Below are 18,901 nucleotides of genomic sequence, written 5' to 3' on the forward strand. Positions count from 1 at the left end.
TGGTTCCTCCTACTGTCCGATCACGAAACTGGCTGTCGTTGCGGTGCTTCCGCCGAAGTTCAACATTGCGGCGCGGCGCGCGTCGGGCACCTGGTTCGCGCCCGCCCGGCCGGTCACCTGGCGGTGGCAGTCGAGCAGCATACGAATTCCGGTGGCGCCCACCGGATGGCCGACGCCGAGCAGGCCGCCGCTCGGGTTCACGGGGATTCGGCCGCCGATCTCGAGGTCGCCGTTCTCGACGGCGCGCCAGCTCTCGCCGGGCGGCGTGATCCCGAAATGATCGATGGCCAGGTACTCGCTGACGGTGAAGCAGTCGTGGGTCTCGATCAGATCGAGGGCGTCGACACCGTCGATCCCCGCGCGGCCGAACGTATCCCGGATCGTAGCCCGCACGTGGGGAGCCACGTAGGGGTCGTCGGCGCTGCATGAGAGCTTGTCCTCGAGTGACAGCCCCACGGTCCGGTGCCCCCAGCCCAGGATGCGGGACTGGTTCGACGTCGCCCCGCCGGAGCGGAGCACGGGGTGGTCCGCGCGGACCAGGACCACTCCGGCGGCGCCGTCGGTGAGGGGTCCGCAGTCGGCCTTCCGCAGCCGGCCCTCCACCGGCGGGTTGGCCACGAGGTCGTCGGTGAACGACGCCTCGGTCCGGTCCCAGCCGCGGGTCTGGGCCAGCGGATTGCGGGCCGCGTTGCGGGCATTGAGTTCCGCGATCGACCACAGGTGGCGTTCGTTCAGGCCGAAGCGCCGCTCGTACTCGTCGGCGATCTTTCCGAACATGTAGGGCCACATGAATTTTGCGTCGGATCCCTCGTGGCCTACCCATGCCGCGGCGCCCATGTGCTGCGCACCCAGGTCGCCGGGAACGGTCTTCTCGAGTTCGACGCCGACGACCAGCGCGCAGTCGTACCTGCCGGACTCGAGATCTGCCATTGCGGCGAGGAGTGCAAGTGACCCCGACGCGCAGGCGCCCTCGTGGCGGGTTGCGGGTGCGCCCCACAATCCGGGCACGACCGAGGCCGGCATCGCGCCGAGGTGGCCCTGGCCGGTGAAGAGCTGCCCGAATGCGTTGCCGACGTGCACGACGTCGATGTCGGAGGGGGTGACTCCCGCATCCGCGAGCGTGCCCTCCACGACCTCTCGGGTCAGGTCTGCGACATCGAGACCCTCCTTCGTCAGGTTGCGGGCGAAATCTGTCTGGTAGCCACCGATCACTCTGATCGCGTCTGTGTCCATGTCGGCTGTTGTCTCCTCGGGTCTTGCGGTTCCATGCGCGTCAGACTACAACTAACAGAGTGATGAAGGCCACTCATTCTTTCGAAGTGAGGATGACGACGCGATGAAGACCTCGGAGCCGCGACTGAGCGTGAGCCTCCCGTACTGGCAGGACCGCCCGCCGCTCGATGCGCTGGCCGTCGCCGACGAAACCGCCCGCCTGGGATTCGACCGTCTCTGGGTCGGCGAGATGGCGACCTTCGATGCCTTCGCGCTCGCCACGGCGATCGGCGCCAGGGTTCCGGACCTGCCGCTCTGCGTCGGACCACTGGCGGTGGACGTCCGTACGCCGGTGGCGATCGCACTCGGCGCGGCCAGCGTCGCCGCGCTGACGGGCGCGCGTGTCGATCTGGCGATCGGCACGTCCAGCACGGTGGTCGTCGAGGGATGGCACGGTCGTACGAGGCTCAGTCCCGCAATCCATCTGGAGGAGACGGCCCGCATCGTCCGGCAGGTTGCCGCGGGGCGGAAGGCGGACTTCGACGGTCGTGTCGAGCGTGCCCGCGGGTTCCGGCTCAGGTTGCCGGCCACCGACCCGGCGCTCGTCATCGCGGCCTTCGGCCCGCAGGCGCTCGCTGTCGCCGCCCGCGAGGCGGATGGTGTGGTGCTCAATCTCGTTACACCGCAGCAGGTGTCGCGGTGCGTATCCGTCGTACGTGCGGCGGCGGAGTCGGCCGGCCGGCCCTGTCCGCGAGTCTCGGTGTGGGTCACGGCCGCGGTGGACCCCAGTGCCGCGGACCTCGAGTCGTTCCGCCGCGCTGTCGTCGGCTATCTCGCGGCCCCCGGGTACGCCGAGATGTTCGCCGACGCCGGCTTCGCCACCGCGGTCGAGATCGCGCGTAGTGGAGCAACTCCTAAACAGATCTACGGTGCCGTCACCGACGACCTCGCAGCCGTGATCGGCGCCTTCGGAGACGCCGGCGCCGTGGCTCGACGTCTCGCCGCGTACCGAGACTCGGGTGCCGACGAGATCGTGGTGGTGCCCGCGACCTCGGCCGACGACCCGGGCGGAGCCCGGACGCTCGACGTCGTGGCGCGTGCGTGCGCCCCTGCCGCCGAGATCCTCGCGTGAGCCGGGCGCTGGTGTTCGACGCCGTCCGCCTGCCGCGCGGGCGGGTACGGCGCGGCGGCGGCACGCTGGCGGAGATACCGCCGCACGTTCTGTTCGCGCACCTGCTGCGCGCGCTGGAACTGCGCGGCCTCGACCCCCAGCGGGTCGACGACGTCGTGGTCGGGATCGGCACCGTCACCGGCGAGCAGGCAGGCAACCTCGCGCGCGGCGCTGCGCTGTACACGGGCTGGCCCGACGCGGTCGGTGGTTCGGTCGTGACGCGCCTGTGCTGCTCGGGGCTCGAGGCACTCGGCACCGCCGCGGCGAAGGTCGTCGCAGGGCACGCCGACGTGATCGTTGCCGGCGGCGTCGAGTCGATGTCGAGGGTGCCGATGCTCTCCGACGCCCCCGCGATCGCGACGGACGGTGAACTCGGTGAGCGGACCGGCTTCGTCACGATCGGTGTCTCCGCCGATGCGACCGCGACGGTGCACGGATTCACTCGCGATCAGCTCGACGTCTACGCCGTGGAGTCGCACCGGCGCGCGTCGTCGGCGCCGTCGTCGGAGTCCGTGGTGCCGGTGCGTCGTGGTGACGAGGTGATCCTGTCGGTCGACGAGGGTGCCCGCCACGACGCGAGTGCGGCACAGTTCGCGGCTCTGCCGGCATTGTTCGGGGACGACCCGGCCTGGGGGCTGGTGCAGCGCCGACTGCCCGAGATGCAGCCGCCCACCGAGGGTTTGCACTCCATCGCGACGGCGCCGCAACTCGCGGACGGCGCGTCGGCGGTCGTGATCGGGAGCCCCGGTGCGGGGCCGATGCGCGGTCGTCGGCCGGTCGCCGAGATCGTCGCCGTCTCGCACCGCGCCGTCCGCTCGCCGCTGCTCGATGCTCCGGTCGACGCCGCGCGAGATGCGTTGCGCCGATCAGGAATCGGTGCGCACGATCTGGACGTCGTCGAGGCCAACGAATCGTTCGCGGTGAGCCCGTTGCTGCTGACACGGGAGTTGGACCTCGATCCCGCGCGGGTCAATCCCGTCGGCGGGGCGCTCGCCGTCGGGCACCCGCTCGGTGCGACGGGCGGCAACCTGCTGGTGTCGGCGTTGGACGCGTTGCGCCGCGTCGACGGCGAACACGCTCTGATCACGATCCCGGCGGCGCTGGGCCTCGGCTCCGCCCTGGTCGTGCGTCGCCTCCGATGACGAACATCCCACATTCCAGACCCGTTCCCCCGCTCAGTCGAGGAAGGTAGCCATGCCCCGAGAGTTAACCGCCACAACACTTTCCGGATCGAGTAGTCGCGGCGCCGTGCTGTGCCATTCGGAGAGCAAGATCCGCGACTACGTCGAGAAGGGGTGGTGGCGGACCACCACGCTGCTCGACGCGTTCGACGACTGGGTCGCCACTCGACCGCACGAGGACGCGGTGTCCGATCCGGTGAACCTGCCCGCCCTCACCGGCGCCGTGCCGGAGACCGTGACGTGGACCCGGATGGGGGAACGCGTGGACGATATCGCGGCACGACTGTACGAGAACGGGATCCGGCAGGGCGACGTCGTGGTGGTGCTGCTGCCCAACACGGTGTCGCTCGTGGCGACCTACCTTGCCCTGTGGCGGCTCGGGGCGGTTGCGAGCCCGGCCCCGGTCGCGTACCGGCAGCACGAGCTGTCGAACATCTGCCGTGCGACGGGGGCGGTGGCCATCGTGACGGTGGGCCGGCTCACGGACCGCGACCTCGCGGCCGAGGCTCTCGAGCTCGTCGACTCGGGCGTCGGCCTGGAGACGGTGTTCGCGTTCGGGCCGGATGCCGACGTGCGCGCAGTGCCGATGGACCCAGAAGTGAACGACGCCGCGAAGGCGCAGGCCCGCAGCTACATCGACGATCTGCACGTCACGATCGGCGACCGGATCACGATCTGCTGGACCAGTGGGACCGAGGCCGCGCCGAAGGGTGTGCCCCGGTGTCACGCAGACTGGTTCGCGAGCGGGCAAGCCGCCCAGGACGGGCTCGAGACCGACACGTCGTCGGTGATCCTGAACCCGTTTCCGATGGTCAACATGGCGGGCTTCGCCGGCGCGTTCCTGCCCTGGCTGCTCGGCGGCGGTCACCTCGTTCAGCATCAGCCGCTCGACCTGCCCGTCTTCCTGTCCCAGATCGAGCGGCACCGCGTCACCCATACTGCGATGCCTCCGGCGATCCTGACGATGCTGCTGCAGCGCGACGAGCTCCGCGACTCGGTCGATCTGACATCCCTGCAGCGCGTAGGTTCGGGTGGTGCGCCGCTGCCACCCGCCGTGGTGCGTCGGTGGCAGGAAGAGTTCGGCATCGAGGTCCTCAACTTCTTCGGTTCGAACGAGGGTGTGTGCCTGCTCGGCGCACCCTCCGACATTCCGGATCCGACGGTGCGCGCCCGTCACCTGCCGAACTACGGTGCACCGGGTAAGGAATGGGCAACGCGGGTCGCGAAGATGACGGCGGTCCGACTGGTGGATCCGGTCTCGGGTGCCGATGTGCACGCGGTCGGCGAGCGCGGTGAACTACGCCTCGTGGGGCCGACCGTGTTCGGTGGATACCTCGAAGGCACCGCTACCTCGAGCCCGTTCGACGACCAGGGCTACCTCTGTAGCGGAGACGTGTTCGAGTTGGGCGGCACCGACGGGGAATACCTCGAGTTCGTCGACCGGATCAAGGAGATCATCATCCGTGGCGGCATGAACATCGCCCCCGCCGAGATCGAGGGACTGCTCTTCGAACATCCGGCCGTCGGCGACGTCGCGGTCGTCGGGTATCCCGACGAGGTCCTGGGAGAGAAGTGCTGCGCCGTAGTGGTGCCGGCCGGCGCGTCCGACGTGTCTCTCGCCGATCTTGTCGAACACCTACGTTCCCACCAGGTCGCCTCGTTCAAGCTGCCGGAGCGACTCGAGATCGTCGCGAGCATCCCTCGGAACCCCGTCGGCAAGATACTGCGCCGAGATCTGCGCGACAGGCTGCAGTCGAGGACGTGAGCTGCCCGCCGACCGCCCCCTTCTACGTCCGCCGCTCGACCGCCTTCGCCCGTGCCGGGAACACCGTGTAGCTCAGGGCGATGACGCCCCAGATCCCGAGTACGACGGTGAGGGTGTCGATCCAGTCGGACAGGGCTGCGGTGCGGGTCGGGTCGTCGACCATCGCGATCGCCGCGGACAGCAATCCGCACGCGATGCCCCACGCGATCACGGCCTTTCCGAACTCGCGCCACTCGCGGATCGCCCGGCCCGCGCCGTGCCGCGGCGGCTTCACCGGGGCCGGCCCGCCGGCGAACCGGTACGCGAATCGGGCGTCGGCCCAGCGGATGATGCTGTGCCCGAACGCCACCGAGAAGCCGATGTAGGCGGCCGCCAGGCCGTGACTCCACGACGCCGCACTGCCGCTGTGCAGGTCGATCGTGGTGGCGACGAGGAGCACTACGTCGACCAGCGGTGCGCCGATGAGTAGCGCGGCACCCAGGGCGGGGCGGCGCAGCAGGTAGCGGGCGACGAGGCCAGCGCTGAGGAACACCCAGAAGAGGATCTCGCACACGACGATCAGTTGGACGATCATGCTCGACCCCGTTTCTAGTACGACTGTGTTAGTTGTTCGAAAGCTAGCACAGTCGTGTTAGTTTTGCGATGTGGTGAAGAGGTCGAGCCCCGAATGCAGACGCGAGGAGATCGCCGACGCCGTGCTGCGCGTGATCCGCCGCAACGGCATCGGCGCGGCCAGCGTGCGAACCGTCGCCGACGAGGCGGGCATGTCGACCGGGTCGCTCCGGCACTTCTTCGGCACCCAGTCCGAACTGCTGCTCTTCGCGATGGAACTCGTCACCAAACGGGTCTACGACCGCATCGCCGGGATCGAGTTCAGTGGGGATCTGCGGGCCGACGTGCGCGTTCTGGCCGAGCAGTTCGTCCCCCTCGACGACGACCGTCGCGGCGAGATGGAGGTGTGGCAGGCGTTCACCGTCGCCGCCCAGGCCGATCCCGCGCTCGCCGAGGTGCGCGACCGCTCCGACTTCGCGGTGTACGAGGGCTTCCTGGGAGCCACTCGGTTGCTCGCGGAGGCCGGGGTGCTCGCGGCGTCCGCGGTCGAGGTCGAGGCGATGCGGATGCACGCCCTGGTGGACGGCCTCGCGGCACACGGCCTCAACCACCCCCACCGGATCGGTCCCGACCAGATCCACGCCGTCCTCGACGCACACTTCGCCGCGCTGTTCGCGGCGGGCGGGAGCGCCCGCTAGCCGTCGACCACCCATACGGCACGATGGATCCGTGGTTCACGTCATCGACATCGCAGACCCCGCCGATCCCCGGCTGGACGACTTCCGAGACCTCAACTCGTCGGATCGTCGGCCGGACCTGCCCGGGGGCAAGGGGCTGGTGATCGCCGAGGGTGTGCTGGTGGTCCAGCGGATGCTTGCGTCCCGGTACGCGCCGATCGGCCTGCTGGGTGTGGACCGCCGGCTCGGCGAGCTGTCCGCGGACCTCGAGGGCGTGGACGTGCCGTTCTACCGAACCACGGCCGACGTGATGGCCGAGGTGGTGGGCTTCCATCTCAACCGGGGTGTGCTCGCTGCGGCGCACCGGCCGCCTCCGCTCGACGTCGAGGACGCACTGCGCGACGCGCGGACGGTCGCGGTGCTCGAGGGCGTCAACGACCACGAGAACATCGGCTCGATGTTCCGCAACGCCGCCGGCCTGGGTGTGGACGCGATCCTGTTCGGTGCCGCCGTCGCCGACCCGCTCTACCGCCGCGCGGTACGGGTGTCGATGGGGCACGTGCTGCGCGTACCGTTCGCGCAGGTCCCCGAGTGGCCGCGTGGGCTGAACATTTTGCGCGACAAGGGCTTCCAGTTGATCTCGCTCACCCCCGATCCTGCAGCGGTGCCACTGGCCGAGGCGATGACGGGGGAGAAGGTGGCGGTGCTGCTCGGAGCGGAGGGCCCCGGCCTCACCGAGCACGCGATGCGCGTCACCGACGTGCGCGCCCGCATCCCGATGGCGCCGGGCACCGACTCGCTCAACGTCGCGACCGCCGCTGCGATGGCGTTCTACGAGCGCATCCGGACCGGCTCGTGACGGCAGGTCCGGCGTCGCCACCCACCCCGTGGTGCACGGGACTGCTGGTCAGTGGCTTCGCGGCGCTCGTGACGTTGGTCGCCGTGGTGGCCTTCGGGTCCGCGCTGGCGCACATCCACGTGCTGCTCGCGGTCGGCTTCAACCTGGTGGTCGTCGGCGGCGCCGCCCCCACCGTGTGGCGCTGGCGGCACCGGCCGGTATGGCGCTGGGTGGTGTACGGCGTCGGGGCCGGCGTGGTGTTCGGTTGGGCCGCGCTGTTTTTCGGGGCCCTCTGACGTCGGTCAGTGGTCGCGACGGAACAGGCGGGAGAGCAGCGACGGCCTCTTCGGTGACGGCACCGACTCCTGGTCGCTGCCGTCCTCCGGCTGGCTGTGCTCGTTCGGTTCGCTGTGCTCGTCCGGTGCGCCAGGCTCCTCCTGCTCCCGGGCCGGTTCCGCGCGGCGCGCCTCCTCGAGTCGGAGGACCGACTCGGGAACCTGTCCGGACGGGTGCACCGCGAACCGCGAGACCGTGATCGACGCCGGATCCAGGTCGTCGCCCAGCCAGCCCCGGGGTGCCGCCTCCGCGAACTCGCCGGGATTGAACGGCAGCGTCTGCGGGTCCGGTAACACGTCCAGCGAGGGGCGCACCGGATGCTCCCCGGCCCAGAACGGACGCTCCCACACCTGTGGGAGGCCGAGGTCCTCGATGATGTGAACCGGTGTGGCGCTGAACGATCGCTTCAGTTCCCCGTGGTCCCAGTGCGCGAACGCGCCCCACGAACCGGCCTTCGTCACCGGACTCGACGAGCAGAGAAACGTGTGGCGGAAGCCCGTCGGGTGGATCCAGTGCTCCACCAGTGAAGACGGGACCGGCGGCAGGGATTCGCCCGTGCGGACGACGACCACCCCGGGGTACCAGCCGGCGATCACCTCGCCCGCTTCAGGTTTCGCGGCGTCCGTCAACGGTTCGTCGCCGAGATACGACACCTCGAGCCCTGGATGCAACTGCCCGACGAGGTCGCGGGCGGCGTCCCGGTCCGGTTCCGCGTCACGCAGAACCGAGGCGGGCTCGGTGGCGTCGACGTACCAGATGGTGGATGCGTTGACCCCCAGCACTGACGTCAGCCGCGCCCGTTGCTCCGAACGCCCAGCAGAACGTCGTCCCAGGACGGCAGTGCGGGCTTACCGCGCTTGTCCTTGCCGTGGGTGTGCTGGGGTGCGGTCTTCGGCTCGTCGTGCTCGGCCTCGTCGACGGGCTCCGGCGTGTCGACCTGCTCCGCCGATTCCTCTTCGATGTCGTTGTCCGCCAAGATGATCGACGAGTCTTCCGCGGCCTCGTGATCGTGGTCCTGCTCCATGTCGGCCGGGCCGTAGATGCCGTCGCTGGGGACGGGAGTCAGCCCGCGGAGCGGACGCCCGAAGTCGGGGTCGATAAGCTGGACCGCGGCGTCGTCGAGGGAGTTGATGGTGCCGCCGTGCGCGTCCGGCTGGTAGCGCCAGTGCGCGGCGTTGGTGCTCCGTCCGGCCTGCCACTGCAGCTGGGCCACCCAGTGGCCGTCCTCGTCCTTCCACGCGTCCCACGTGGCGGCGTCCATGTCGTGGCCGCGGGCTCGGAAGGCCTGCGCGACGATCTCGGACAGGGTGTCCACGGCGGGGCCGTCCGGGCGGACCGGGTGACCGGCCTGTGCCATCTCGGCCGCGCGACTGCGTTCGAGAAGCACGGGATGTGCGTAGCGCTCCACCTTGGAGTACGGAATGCCCGCCTGCTCGGCGACTTGTTCGATGGATGCGCCGGCGCGGATACGGGCCTGGATCTCTCGCGGGCGAAGCTGACTGTCCATTTCGATCTCAATCTGGCCGAGTCGAGCGATGTCTCCGCGAGAGGCCGCGCGGAGCTTGTCATCGGCGGGGAGCCGGAACTTTTCGCCGGTATCTGGATCCGAACACACTACGTGCGCGCCGCCAGGTTCGAGACCGATCACTCGCAGCTCTCGCACACTGTCCTCCTCATCGCGCCGACTCGCGATCACGCCGGAATCGACTGTAATTCATCTGTGACCCGTGTGCAGGAAAGACACGCGTGTGAATACGTTTCCTCGCGATTTGCGCACGTATCGGTGTTTCGCGGGCGTCCCCGGGACCGATACGTGCGCAAATCGCGGGGCGGCGGGGCGCGCGGACGACGAAGACGAAAGGGAGGGGCGGTCACGCAATTCGTGACCGCCCCTCCCTTCAGAGGTAGTGCGGGATCAGCCGAGCTGCGAGACGACCCAGTCGATGCTCTTGGTGAGCTGCGAGATGTCCTCGGGATCGATCGCCGGGAACATGCCGATGCGCAGCTGGTTGCGGCCCAGCTTGCGGTACGGCTCGGTGTCGACGATGCCGTTGGCGCGCAGGATCTTCGCGACCGCGGCCGCGTCGACCGAGTCGGCGAAGTCGATGGTGCCGACAACCTGCGAGCGGTATGCCGGATCGGCGACGAACGGCGTCGCGTACTCGGAGGCCTCGGCCCACGAGTACAGGCGCTCCGACGAATCCTTGGTGCGCGCGGTGGTCCAGTCCAGGCCGCCGTTGGCGTTCATCCACGCGATCTGGTTCTCGAACATGAGTAGCGTCGCGAGCGCCGGGGTGTTGTAGGTCTGGTCCTTGGTGGAGTTGTCGACCGCGATCGGCAGCGACAGGAAGTCCGGCGTCCAGCGACCCGAGTCCTTGATCTCGGCGACACGCTCGAGCGCGGCCGGGCTCATCAGCGCGATCCACAGGCCACCGTCGGCGGCGAAGCACTTCTGCGGCGCGAAGTAGTAGACGTCGGCGTCGGCGGCGTTGACCGGCAGACCGCCGGCACCCGAGGTGGCGTCGATCGCGATGAGCGCGTTCTCCGAGCCCGCCGGGCGGGACACCGGCACGGCGACACCCGTCGAGGTCTCGTTGTGCGCCCAGCCGATGAGGTCGACGGAGCCGTCGGCGACGATCGCCGGCGCGGTGCCCGGATCGCTCGAGACGACGATCGGGTCACCGATGAACGGGTTGTTCTTCGCGACCGACGCGAACTTCGACGAGAACTCGCCGTACGTGAAGTGCTGCGAACGCTCACGGATCAGACCGAACGCCGCGGCGTCCCAGAACGCGGTGGAGCCGCCGTTGCCGAGCACGACCTCGTAGCCCTCGGGCAGCGAGAACAGGTCGCGCAGGCCCGAACGCACGCGGGCGACGACGTCCTTGACGGGCTTCTGCCGGTGGCTGGTGCCGAACACCGAGGCGCCGACGTCGACCAGGGACTGCAGCTGTTCGGGGCGGACCTTCGACGGTCCGCAACCGAAGCGGCCGTCTACGGGCTTGAGGTCGGCGGGGATGATCGGAGTGCTCATCGGCGTGAGATGTCCTTCTCGGTTGTGCTCGGTTGTGGTGACGGTCCAACTGGTCTAGCTGTGCGAGATCTGGTCCCAGCCCTCGACCGAGTCGGGGGTGCGGGGCTCGGGGCCGGTGTAGATCGCGGCCGGGCGGACGAGCTTGCCCAGACGCTTCTGCTCCATGATGTGCGCGCACCAGCCGGCGGTGCGGCCACACGTGAACATCGCGGGCATCATGTGCGCCGGGACCTCGGCGAAGTCGAGGATGACCGCCGCCCAGAACTCGACGTTGGTCTCGATCGCGCGGTCGGGGCGACGCTCGCGCAGTTCGGCCAGCGCGGCCTGCTCGAGGGCGGCAGCCGCCTCGAAGCGGGGGGCGTTGAGGCGCTTGGCTGTGGCGCGGAGCACGCGGGCGCGGGGATCCTCGGCCCGATACACCCGGTGACCGAAGCCCATGAGTTTCTCCTTGCGATCCAGGATGCCCTTGACCAGTGCGCGGGCGTCGCCGGTGCGCTCGGTCTCCTCGATCATCGGCAGCACGCGGGCCGGGGCGCCGCCGTGCAGCGGGCCGGACATCGCGCCGATCGCGCCGGACAGCGAGGCCGCGACGTCGGCGCCGGTGGACGCGATGACGCGCGCGGTGAAGGTGGAGGCGTTCATGCCGTGCTCGGCGGCCGACACCCAGTAGGCGTCGATGGCCTCGATGTGCGCGGGGTCCGGGTCGCCCTTCCAGCGCGTCATGAAACGTGCTGTGACGGTGGGGCATTCGTCGATCAGCTTCTGCGGGACGGCGGGCTGGTAGATCCCGCGGGCCGACTGCGCGACGTAGGACAGTGCCATGACGGACGCGCGGGCAGCCTGCTCGCGGGCGGTCTCGTCGTCGATGTCCAGCAGCGGCTGGTAGCCCCAGATCGGGGCGAGCATCGCCAGGCCGGCCTGCACGTCGACGCGGACGTCGCCGGTGTGGATGGGCAGCGGGAACGGCTCGGCCGGGGGCAGTCCGGGGCCGAATCGACCGTCGACCAGCAGGGCCCACACGTTGCCGAACGTGACACGACGACCGACCAGGTCCTCGATGTCGACACCGCGGTAGCGCAGCGCGCCGCCGTCCTTGTCGGGCTCGGCGATGTCAGTGGTGAAGGCGACGACGCCTTCGAGGCCGCTGACGAAATCCTCGGGTACTACAGCGCTTGGTGCCATTGCTCCTGGACTCTCCTCATCCGAGTGCGTCCCGGTGAGGGGTGCACTGCCTTGGACCGAATCAGCCTTCGACTACTGCGGTAACTGTCAGGTGCGGGATGCGCCGCCGGGCCTGGTACCCAAACTTTAGCCGGTGTCACCGGTCACCTGGTCAGCGCATACCCGGGGGTAGCGTCTGAGGCTGTGTCACCAGATTCCCAACGCCGGGGTTCCCGGAAGTCCGACCTCTCCGCGATGCGGGTGAGCTACGGCGAGATCGGACCCGAACGGCCCGTCGTCGACCCCGATCTGGAACCGTCGTGGCTCGACGACGGCTGGCCCGCGCTGGCGCGGCACTGGGTGGAGGACGCCGTCCAGGCCGCACTGCCCGAACCCAACGCGATGGTGCTCGGCACCGTCGACGCCGCCGGACACCCCTGCACGCGAACGGTGCTGTGCAAGGGACTCGACGCCGACGGGGTGCTGTTCTTCACGAACTACGACTCCGACAAGGGCCGTCAACTCGCGGCCACCCCCTACGCGTCGGTGACGTTCACCTGGATTCCGCTGGCCCGGCAGATCACCGTCCGCGGCCCGGTGGAAAGAACCAGCGAGAACACGACCTCCGACTACTGGGCCAGCCGGCCCCGCGGCTCGCAGTTGGGGGCGTGGGCGTCGCAGCAGTCGCGGCCGATCGGCTCCCGGGCCGAACTCGAGGCGGCACTGATCGAGGCGGGCGAGCGGTTCGCCGTCGACGGGGACATCCCGGTCCCGGGACACTGGGGCGGATTCCGGATCCGACCGGAGTCGGTGGAGTTCTGGCAGGGCCGACCCAATCGCATGCACAACCGGATCCGCACCCGTCTGGTCGACGGTGTGTGGATCGTCGAACGCCTCCAGCCGTGATGCGGGGACTGCTCGCCGACACCACACCGCTGCGCAATCCCGACTACCGCCGGCTGTGGACGAGCGGCATCGTCACGGTCATCGGCGGTCAGCTGACCGTGGTCGCGGTGCCGGTGCAGATCTACGCGATGACGCAGAACTCGGCGTACGTCGGCCTCGCCGGCTTGTTCGGGCTGGTCCCGCTGGTCATCTTCGGGCTGTGGGGCGGCGCGCTGGCCGACGTCATGGACCGCCGAAAGCTGATCATCATCACCACGCTCGGGCTCATCGGCACGTCGGTGCTGCTGTGGCTGCAGGCCGCGTCCGGGGTGAACAACGTGTGGCTGCTGCTGTGCCTGTTCTCGCTGCAACAGGTGTTCTTCGCGGTGAACTCGCCCACCCGCAGCGCGATCATCCCCCGCCTGCTGCCGCTGAAGGACCTGCCCGCCGCGAACTCGCTCAACATGACGGTGATGCAGTTCGGTGCGATCGCCGGTCCGCTGCTCGCGGGCGTGCTCATCCCGCACCTGGGCTTCGCGACGATCTACCTGCTGGACTCGCTCGCGCTGCTCGCGACGCTGTGGGCGGTGATCAAGCTGCCCGCGCTGCCGCCGACCGGGGAGGCGCGCCGCGTCGGCCTGCGGGTGCTGGGGGAGGGCTTCACGTACCTCGCGACCCAGAAGGTGCTGCTGGCGTCGTTCGTCGTCGACATCATCGCGATGGTGTTCGGCATGCCGCGCGCGCTGTTCCCGCAGATCGCCGAGGACACCTTCGGCGACCCGAGCGGCGGCGGGCTCGCACTCGGGCTGCTGTTCGCCGCGATGTCGGCGGGCGCGGTCCTCGGCGGCGTCTTCTCCGGGTGGCTGCCGCGGATCCGCTACCAGGGCCGTGCGGTGATCGTCTGCATCGTGCTGTGGGGGCTGGCGATGGTCGGCTTCGGCGTGGTCGTCGGGATCTCGACCCCGGGCAGCTCCGCGGTGCTGTTGTGGCTCGCGCTCGGCTTCCTCGCGTTCGGCGGTGCCGTCGACATGGTCTCGGCGGCACTGCGTTCCACGATGCTGCAGCAGGTCGCCACCGACGACATGCGCGGCCGACTGCAGGGCGTGTTCACCGTCGTCGTCGCGGGCGGGCCGCGGATCGGCGACGTGCTGCACGGCGGCGCGGCCTTCCTGTTCGGCACCGCCGTCGCGTCCGCGGGCGGAGGCGTCCTGGTGGTGATCGGGGTGGTCGGGTCGATGCTGGCGTTCCCGGCGTTCGTCCGGTACCGCGTCAGCCGATCGGGTAGCCCCGAACATGTCTGAGTCGCGAATCGTCGTGTGCGGTGAGGCCCTCGTCGACCTGGTGCCGACGGGGGAGACCACGTTCGCGGCGCACCTCGGCGGCGGCCCGTTCAACGTCGCGATCGCACTCGGCCGCCTCGGCAGCCGCGTCGCCTTCTGCTCGAGGCTCTCCACCGACTCGTTCGGGGAACGGCTGCTCGCGGCGCTGGTCGCGGCGGGTGTCGACGTCTCGATCACGCAGCGGGGACCCGAACCCGCGACGCTCGCCGTCGCTGCCGTCGACCCCGACGGCGGTGCCGGCTACACGTTTCATGCCGACGGCACCGCCGATCGTCTCGTCGCCGATCCCGGACCGTTGCCGGCATCGGCGGCCGCGGTGTCGTTCGGCACGCTCTCGCTCGTGTTCGAACCCGGCGCGAGCGTGTACACGGATCTGTTGCGCCGCAGCCACGGCGAGGGGCGGCTCACGATCGTCGACCCCAACATTCGGCCGGACGTGTTCCCCGCCGACTACCGCCGCCGCTTCACCGAGTTGCTGCCGTCGATCGACATCGTCAAAGTCTCCGACGACGACGTCCAATGGTTGGGACGGGGTGTGGACGGCACGACGCCGGCGCAGTGGCTCGACCGCGGGGTCGCCGCGGTCGTCACCACCCACGGCGCCGACGGTCTGAGCGTGCGGACGCGTCGGTTCCGCGTAGAGGTTCCCGGTTTCCGGGTTCCCGTCGCGGACACCATCGGTGCAGGTGACACCGTTCACGGTGCGCTGCTGCATTGGCTCGACGAGCATCGCGCGCTGGATTCGGATTCGGTCGAGGGCCTCGGCGGGGGACAATGGCAGGACGCCCTGGAATTCGCGGCGCGAGCGGCCGCGGTCACCGTTTCCAGGCCTGCGGCGGACCCTCCGTGGGCATCGGAGCTCACGGGCGGCTAGTTTCTACTTGAATGTTACGAAGTTACTCACTGGTCTGAGTTTGAGAGGGATCCTTCCGTGCCCGCTGAGAATGACAACAAACCCACACTCAGCTACCCCGGTGGCGAGCACACAATGTCCATCGCCAAGGCGACTGAAGGCAATGACGGCATCGAGCTGGGCAAGCTCCTTGCCAACACGGGTTACACGACGCTCGACCCGGGCTTCGTGAACACCGCGTCCACCAGTTCCGCTATTACCTACATCGACGGTGAACAGGGCATTCTGCGCTACCGCGGATACCCCATCGAGGAGCTCGCGCAGCGCTCGACGTTCATCGAGGTCAGCTACCTGCTGATCTACGGGGAGCTGCCCACCGAAGCCCAGCTGGAGTCGTTCACGGACAAGATCCGTCGACACACGCTGCTGCACGAGGACCTCAAGCGGTTCTTCGACGGCTTCCCGCGCAACGCGCATCCGATGCCGGTGCTGTCGAGCGCCGTCAACGCGCTGTCCGCGTACTACCAGGACTCGCTGGATCCGGAGGATCCGGAGCAGGTCGAGCTGTCCACCATCCGACTTCTCGCGAAGCTGCCCACCATCGCGGCGTACGCGTACAAGAAGTCCGTCGGCCAGCCGTTCCTGTACCCGGACAACTCGCTGAGCCTGGTCGAGAACTTCCTCCGCATGACGTTCGGCTTCCCGGCCGAGCCGTACGAGGTCGATCCCGAGATCGCCAAGGCACTCGACATGCTGCTGATCCTGCACGCCGACCACGAGCAGAACTGCTCGACGTCGACGGTGCGCATGGTCGGCTCGTCGGACGCCAACCTGTTCACGTCCGTCTCCGCCGGCATCAACGCGCTGTGGGGCCCGCTGCACGGCGGTGCCAACCAGGCCGTGCTCGAGATGCTCGACGAGATCAAGGCCAACGGCGGCGACGCCAAGGACTTCGTGCGCAAGGTCAAGAACAAGGAAGACGGCGTGAAGCTCATGGGCTTCGGTCACCGCGTCTACCGCAACTACGACCCGCGCGCCGCGATCGTCAAGGAGACCGCGCACTCGATCCTCAGCAAGCTCGGCGGTGACGACAAGCTGCTCGAGATCGCGATGACCCTCGAGGAGACGGCGCTCACCGACGACTACTTCGTCGAGCGCAAGCTGTACCCGAACGTCGACTTCTACACGGGCCTGATCTACCGCGCGATGGGCTTCCCGACGCGCATGTTCACAGTGCTCTTCGCGCTCGGCCGCCTGCCCGGCTGGATCGCACACTGGCGTGAGATGCACGAGGATCCGGCCACCAAGATCGGCCGCCCGCGTCAGATCTACACCGGCTACACCCAGCGCGGTTACGTGGACCTGTCGGGCCGCTGACCCGTCCTGCCCGACTACGACTGATCGGACAACACACCATGAGCACCAAGCCCGAGATCGATTTCCAGGAGGGCCCCGCGCCCACCGAACTCGTCATCAAGGACATTGTCGTCGGTGACGGCCCCGAGGCCACCCCCGGCGCCAAGGTCGAGGTCCACTACCTCGGCGTCGAGTTCGACTCCGGCGAGGAGTTCGACTCCTCGTGGAGCCGTGGCGAATCCATCACCTTCCCGCTCGCCGGCCTCATCGCCGGATGGCAGGAGGGCATCCCGGGCATGCGCGTGGGTGGTCGGCGTCAGCTGACGATCCCGCCGGAGCTCGCGTACGGTCCGGCCGGCGGCGGCCACCAGCTGTCGGGCAAGACACTGGTGTTCGTCATCGACCTGCTCGACGTCGTCGTCCCGCCGCCCGCTCCCGAGATCGAGCCGGCCACCGGCCCGGCCCCGGCCGAGCTGGTCATCGAGGACATCGAGGTCGGTGACGGCGCGGAGGCTCAGCCCGGCGGCGTCGTCGATGTCCACTACCACGGTGTCGAGTACGACACGAACGAGGTGTTCGACTCGTCGTTCCTGCGCGGGGAGTCCGTCGCGTTCCCGCTGAACCGGCTCATCCCGGGCTGGCAGGAAGGCATCCCCGGCATGAAGGTCGGCGGTCGCCGCAAGCTCACGGTTCCGCCGGAGCTCGCGTACGGTCCGGCCGGTGCCGGTCACCAGCTGTCGGGCAAGACGCTGGTGTTCGTCATCGACCTGCTGGGCACCCAGTAGTCCTGTAGAGCAACAGAACTCGGGCCCCGCACCGTTCCTCGGTGCGGGGCCCGAGTCGTGTCCGGGCTCGGTCGTCTCAGGACCGGCGGGTCAGCCGGATGACCGGCAGTTCACGATCGGTCTTCTGTTCGTATTCGGTGAACTGCGGCGCCGCCGCCGTGATCGTCGCCCGGGCGTCGTCGCGCTCGGTGTCCTGGAGTTCGCGTGCCGTCACCGGAATCGACTCGCCGCCCACCTCGATCGTCACCCGGTCGGGGTGCGCGGCCAGGTTCATGAACCTGCCGCCGCGCCGGACCCGGCCCATCGCGAACTTGTCGACCCAGCGCACCATGCGTCCGTGCGGTGGGCGTGCTCCCCGGGTTCCACGTGGGTGGCTGAAGGTCATGGCTGCGTCTCCTCGTTCCGGGTCGGTACGGGACACGACCAGTATGAGCCGCTCGCGGGACTCTGCGGGACGAGAGAGGGCGCCCCGGCCGAAGCCGGAGCGCCCTTGTCGCAGCGTGGTGAAGCTACCGCCGGATGACTACCGCGGGGTGCCCATGGCGTCGGCCAGCATCGGCCACGAGTTGTTCAGGTCGTCACGCCAGTAGCCCCACGAGTGGGTGCCGGCCGGCTTGAAGTCGAAGAACGCCTGCTCGCCCATGCCGTTGGCGTTGACCGCGTTGAACAGTCGGTGGGTGCACTCGTTGGTCGCAGCCTCGATGATGCCGCCGACGACGACCTGGTTGGCCAGCGTCCCGACGTTGCCGTTGATGCCCTGGCTGTCGAGGGTGTCGTGCGGGCCGGGCAGGCCGGACGCGTTGGAGACGTACAGCTTGGGGCCGCCCCTGAGCTTGCCGATGTTGATGATCGGGTCGTGTGCAATCCAGTCCGGGCTGCCGACCGGGCCCCACATGTTCTCGGTGTCGGCGTCGCCGCGGGCCGCGATCACGATCTGGATGTAGGTCTGGCCGACCGGAGTCGCGGTGTCCGCGCAGCCGCTGTACGCGCCGACGGCCTTGTACAGCTGGGGGTCCTTGAGCGCGAGGTTGAACACCGAGGTGCCCGACGTCGAGATGCCCGCGAGCGTGTTGACACCGGTGGTGCCGAGCGCCGAGTCGATGACCGGCGGGAGTTCCTCGGTGAGGAAGGTCTCCCACTTGTTGGCGCCGTGGAGAGACGGATCCGCCTTCTGCCAGTCGGTGTAGTAGGTGAACGCACCCTGCATCGGGGTGACGACGTTGACCTGCTTGCCCGCGAAGAACGTGCCGATGTCGGCCTGCTTCTGCCACGAAGCCGAATCCTCGCCACCACCGGCGCCGTTGAGCAGGTAGAGCGTGGGGGCCGGCTTGGAGGTGTCCGCCGGACGGATCACCTCGAGCGGGATGTCCCGGCCCATCGACTCGGAGCGGACGACCAGGGACATCTTGTTGCCCGTGCCCTGCTTGGCGGAGACCAGCTTGGTGCCGCCGTTCGACTGGGCAGCCGCCTCGACCTTGGCTGCGTCGGTTCCCGGCGCTGCGGCCGTGGCCACCCCGGCCCCCAAGAACACGGGAAGTGCGGCGACCGTCGCCGTCGTGGCGCCGATCAACGCTTTGAGCCGGCGGGACTTCTTGGTTACACGCATACTTACTCGCCTTCGGTGGTCGGCCGGGGAGCGCGGCTGTGCTCCCACGGTGCTGGACGTGTGTATATCACTTTCGCTATCGGGTCTACGTCACGATTTGCTACGGGTTGCCCGAAAGTTCTCGACACGTTCCAGAATTATCGAACACA

Annotated in this window: 19 protein-coding genes and 1 pseudogene; 12 read left to right on the forward strand and 8 right to left on the reverse strand. The window is 69.0% G+C overall.

Features of this window, described 5'->3' with window-relative positions:
- Nucleotides 1-9: 9 nt before the first annotated feature.
- A complete protein-coding gene (locus HUN07_RS05955) occupies nucleotides 10-1,233 on the reverse strand; it encodes an acetyl-CoA acetyltransferase (protein WP_174908484.1) in 1,224 nt (407 codons plus the stop codon).
- Between the two features lie 103 nt (nucleotides 1,234-1,336).
- Here HUN07_RS05955 and HUN07_RS05960 point away from each other — a divergent pair, with 103 nt between their 5' ends.
- The 3 genes from HUN07_RS05960 to HUN07_RS05970 are packed head-to-tail and all read left to right on the forward strand — an operon-like array spanning nucleotide 1,337 to nucleotide 5,329.
- A complete protein-coding gene (locus HUN07_RS05960; protein WP_174908486.1) occupies nucleotides 1,337-2,344 on the forward strand; it encodes an LLM class F420-dependent oxidoreductase in 1,008 nt (335 codons plus the stop codon).
- Nucleotides 2,341-3,525: a thiolase family protein gene (locus tag HUN07_RS05965; protein ID WP_174908488.1), complete on the forward strand. Its 1,185-nt coding sequence runs from the start codon at nucleotides 2,341-2,343 to the stop codon at nucleotides 3,523-3,525. Before HUN07_RS05960 ends, HUN07_RS05965 begins: the two co-directional genes overlap by 4 nt.
- A gap of 52 nt (nucleotides 3,526-3,577) precedes the next feature.
- Nucleotides 3,578-5,329 carry a class I adenylate-forming enzyme family protein gene (locus HUN07_RS05970; protein WP_174908490.1) on the forward strand — a complete coding sequence of 584 codons (1,752 nt, stop codon included), beginning with the start codon at nucleotides 3,578-3,580 and terminating at the stop codon, nucleotides 5,327-5,329.
- A gap of 22 nt (nucleotides 5,330-5,351) precedes the next feature.
- On the opposite strand, the gene HUN07_RS05975 is transcribed toward HUN07_RS05970, so the two are convergent.
- Nucleotides 5,352-5,903 carry a hypothetical protein gene (locus tag HUN07_RS05975; protein ID WP_174908492.1) on the reverse strand — a complete coding sequence of 184 codons (552 nt, stop codon included), beginning with the start codon at nucleotides 5,901-5,903 and terminating at the stop codon, nucleotides 5,352-5,354.
- A gap of 70 nt (nucleotides 5,904-5,973) precedes the next feature.
- Here HUN07_RS05975 and HUN07_RS05980 point away from each other — a divergent pair, with 70 nt between their 5' ends.
- Genes HUN07_RS05980 through HUN07_RS05990 form a run of 3 tightly spaced genes read left to right on the forward strand, consistent with a single transcriptional unit; the run spans nucleotide 5,974 to nucleotide 7,692 of the window.
- Nucleotides 5,974-6,579 (forward strand): TetR/AcrR family transcriptional regulator, encoded by a 606-nt coding sequence (locus HUN07_RS05980; RefSeq protein WP_174908494.1) that lies wholly within the window; start codon nucleotides 5,974-5,976, stop codon nucleotides 6,577-6,579.
- Between the two features lie 31 nt (nucleotides 6,580-6,610).
- Nucleotides 6,611-7,417, forward strand: a complete 807-nt coding sequence (locus HUN07_RS05985; RefSeq protein WP_174908496.1) for a TrmH family RNA methyltransferase — start codon at nucleotides 6,611-6,613, stop codon at nucleotides 7,415-7,417.
- The gene (locus HUN07_RS05990) at nucleotides 7,414-7,692 is read left to right on the forward strand and encodes a DUF2537 domain-containing protein (RefSeq protein WP_174908498.1); all 279 of its coding nucleotides are present in this window, start codon (nucleotides 7,414-7,416) and stop codon (nucleotides 7,690-7,692) included. The genes HUN07_RS05985 and HUN07_RS05990 overlap by 4 nt, the downstream gene beginning before the upstream one ends.
- A gap of 6 nt (nucleotides 7,693-7,698) precedes the next feature.
- On the opposite strand, the gene HUN07_RS05995 is transcribed toward HUN07_RS05990, so the two are convergent.
- The 4 genes from HUN07_RS05995 to HUN07_RS06010 all read right to left on the reverse strand — a co-directional run bounded on the left by HUN07_RS05995 (nucleotide 7,699) and on the right by HUN07_RS06010 (nucleotide 11,948).
- A complete protein-coding gene (locus tag HUN07_RS05995) occupies nucleotides 7,699-8,514 on the reverse strand; it encodes a DUF6928 family protein (RefSeq protein WP_174908500.1) in 816 nt (271 codons plus the stop codon).
- A 5-nt stretch (nucleotides 8,515-8,519) separates the two neighbouring features.
- Complete coding sequence (gene sepH / locus HUN07_RS06000) at nucleotides 8,520-9,395, reverse strand: septation protein SepH (RefSeq protein WP_174908502.1); 876 nt, start codon at nucleotides 9,393-9,395, stop codon at nucleotides 8,520-8,522.
- Nucleotides 9,396-9,647: 252 nt separating this feature from the next.
- The gene (gene serC, locus HUN07_RS06005; RefSeq protein ID WP_174908504.1) at nucleotides 9,648-10,766 is read right to left on the reverse strand and encodes a phosphoserine transaminase; all 1,119 of its coding nucleotides are present in this window, start codon (nucleotides 10,764-10,766) and stop codon (nucleotides 9,648-9,650) included.
- 54 nt (nucleotides 10,767-10,820) lie between these two features.
- Entirely contained in the window at nucleotides 10,821-11,948 is a 1,128-nt protein-coding gene (locus HUN07_RS06010) for a citrate synthase 2 (protein ID WP_174908506.1), read from the reverse strand.
- A gap of 234 nt (nucleotides 11,949-12,182) precedes the next feature.
- Here HUN07_RS06010 and pdxH point away from each other — a divergent pair, with 234 nt between their 5' ends.
- The 6 genes and pseudogenes from pdxH (at nucleotide 12,183) to HUN07_RS26845 (ending at nucleotide 17,146) form a co-directional block, all read left to right on the forward strand.
- On the forward strand, nucleotides 12,183-12,833 hold the full coding sequence (gene pdxH / locus HUN07_RS06015) for a pyridoxamine 5'-phosphate oxidase (RefSeq protein WP_174914482.1): 651 nt from the start codon (nucleotides 12,183-12,185) through the stop codon (nucleotides 12,831-12,833).
- Nucleotides 12,833-14,113 (forward strand): MFS transporter, encoded by a 1,281-nt coding sequence (locus HUN07_RS06020; protein ID WP_174914484.1) that lies wholly within the window; start codon nucleotides 12,833-12,835, stop codon nucleotides 14,111-14,113. Before pdxH ends, HUN07_RS06020 begins: the two co-directional genes overlap by 1 nt.
- Nucleotides 14,106-15,026: a carbohydrate kinase family protein gene (locus HUN07_RS06025; RefSeq protein ID WP_174908508.1), complete on the forward strand. Its 921-nt coding sequence runs from the start codon at nucleotides 14,106-14,108 to the stop codon at nucleotides 15,024-15,026. The genes HUN07_RS06020 and HUN07_RS06025 overlap by 8 nt, the downstream gene beginning before the upstream one ends.
- A gap of 57 nt (nucleotides 15,027-15,083) precedes the next feature.
- Complete coding sequence (locus HUN07_RS06030) at nucleotides 15,084-16,382, forward strand: citrate synthase (protein ID WP_114722932.1); 1,299 nt, start codon at nucleotides 15,084-15,086, stop codon at nucleotides 16,380-16,382.
- A 38-nt stretch (nucleotides 16,383-16,420) separates the two neighbouring features.
- Nucleotides 16,421-16,777 (forward strand): annotated as a pseudogene (locus HUN07_RS26840) (FKBP-type peptidyl-prolyl cis-trans isomerase); the annotation flags it as partial.
- Nucleotides 16,766-17,146 carry an FKBP-type peptidyl-prolyl cis-trans isomerase gene (locus HUN07_RS26845; protein ID WP_254622950.1) on the forward strand — a complete coding sequence of 127 codons (381 nt, stop codon included), beginning with the start codon at nucleotides 16,766-16,768 and terminating at the stop codon, nucleotides 17,144-17,146. The pseudogene HUN07_RS26840 and the gene HUN07_RS26845, both read left to right, overlap by 12 nt.
- A gap of 76 nt (nucleotides 17,147-17,222) precedes the next feature.
- Here the strand turns inward: HUN07_RS26845 and HUN07_RS06040 are convergent, their stop codons facing one another.
- Nucleotides 17,223-17,531, reverse strand: a complete 309-nt coding sequence (locus HUN07_RS06040) for a nitroreductase/quinone reductase family protein (RefSeq protein WP_174908510.1) — start codon at nucleotides 17,529-17,531, stop codon at nucleotides 17,223-17,225.
- Nucleotides 17,532-17,669: 138 nt separating this feature from the next.
- Nucleotides 17,670-18,752 (reverse strand): alpha/beta hydrolase, encoded by a 1,083-nt coding sequence (locus tag HUN07_RS06045; RefSeq protein ID WP_174908512.1) that lies wholly within the window; start codon nucleotides 18,750-18,752, stop codon nucleotides 17,670-17,672.
- Nucleotides 18,753-18,901: the final 149 nt, after the last annotated feature.

This window comes from Rhodococcus sp. W8901 (assembly GCF_013348805.1).
In the GTDB taxonomy this organism is placed as follows: domain Bacteria; phylum Actinomycetota; class Actinomycetes; order Mycobacteriales; family Mycobacteriaceae; genus Prescottella.

What these genes read in the sequence shown, in the direction of transcription:
- HUN07_RS06045 (WP_174908512.1), bottom strand. Translation starts at nt 18,752, where the DNA reads ATGCGTGTAACCAAGAAGTCCCGCCGGCTCAAAGCGTTGATCGGCGCC.
- HUN07_RS05975 (WP_174908492.1), bottom strand. Translation starts at nt 5,903, where the DNA reads ATGATCGTCCAACTGATCGTCGTGTGCGAGATCCTCTTCTGGGTGTTC.
- HUN07_RS06020 (WP_174914484.1), top strand. Translation starts at nt 12,833, where the DNA reads ATGCGGGGACTGCTCGCCGACACCACACCGCTGCGCAATCCCGACTAC.
- HUN07_RS06040 (WP_174908510.1), bottom strand. Translation starts at nt 17,531, where the DNA reads ATGACCTTCAGCCACCCACGTGGAACCCGGGGAGCACGCCCACCGCAC.
- HUN07_RS06010 (WP_174908506.1), bottom strand. Translation starts at nt 11,948, where the DNA reads ATGGCACCAAGCGCTGTAGTACCCGAGGATTTCGTCAGCGGCCTCGAA.
- HUN07_RS05970 (WP_174908490.1), top strand. Translation starts at nt 3,578, where the DNA reads ATGCCCCGAGAGTTAACCGCCACAACACTTTCCGGATCGAGTAGTCGC.
- pdxH (WP_174914482.1), top strand. Translation starts at nt 12,183, where the DNA reads ATGCGGGTGAGCTACGGCGAGATCGGACCCGAACGGCCCGTCGTCGAC.
- HUN07_RS06025 (WP_174908508.1), top strand. Translation starts at nt 14,106, where the DNA reads ATGTCTGAGTCGCGAATCGTCGTGTGCGGTGAGGCCCTCGTCGACCTG.
- serC (WP_174908504.1), bottom strand. Translation starts at nt 10,766, where the DNA reads ATGAGCACTCCGATCATCCCCGCCGACCTCAAGCCCGTAGACGGCCGC.
- HUN07_RS05960 (WP_174908486.1), top strand. Translation starts at nt 1,337, where the DNA reads ATGAAGACCTCGGAGCCGCGACTGAGCGTGAGCCTCCCGTACTGGCAG.
- HUN07_RS05955 (WP_174908484.1), bottom strand. Translation starts at nt 1,233, where the DNA reads ATGGACACAGACGCGATCAGAGTGATCGGTGGCTACCAGACAGATTTC.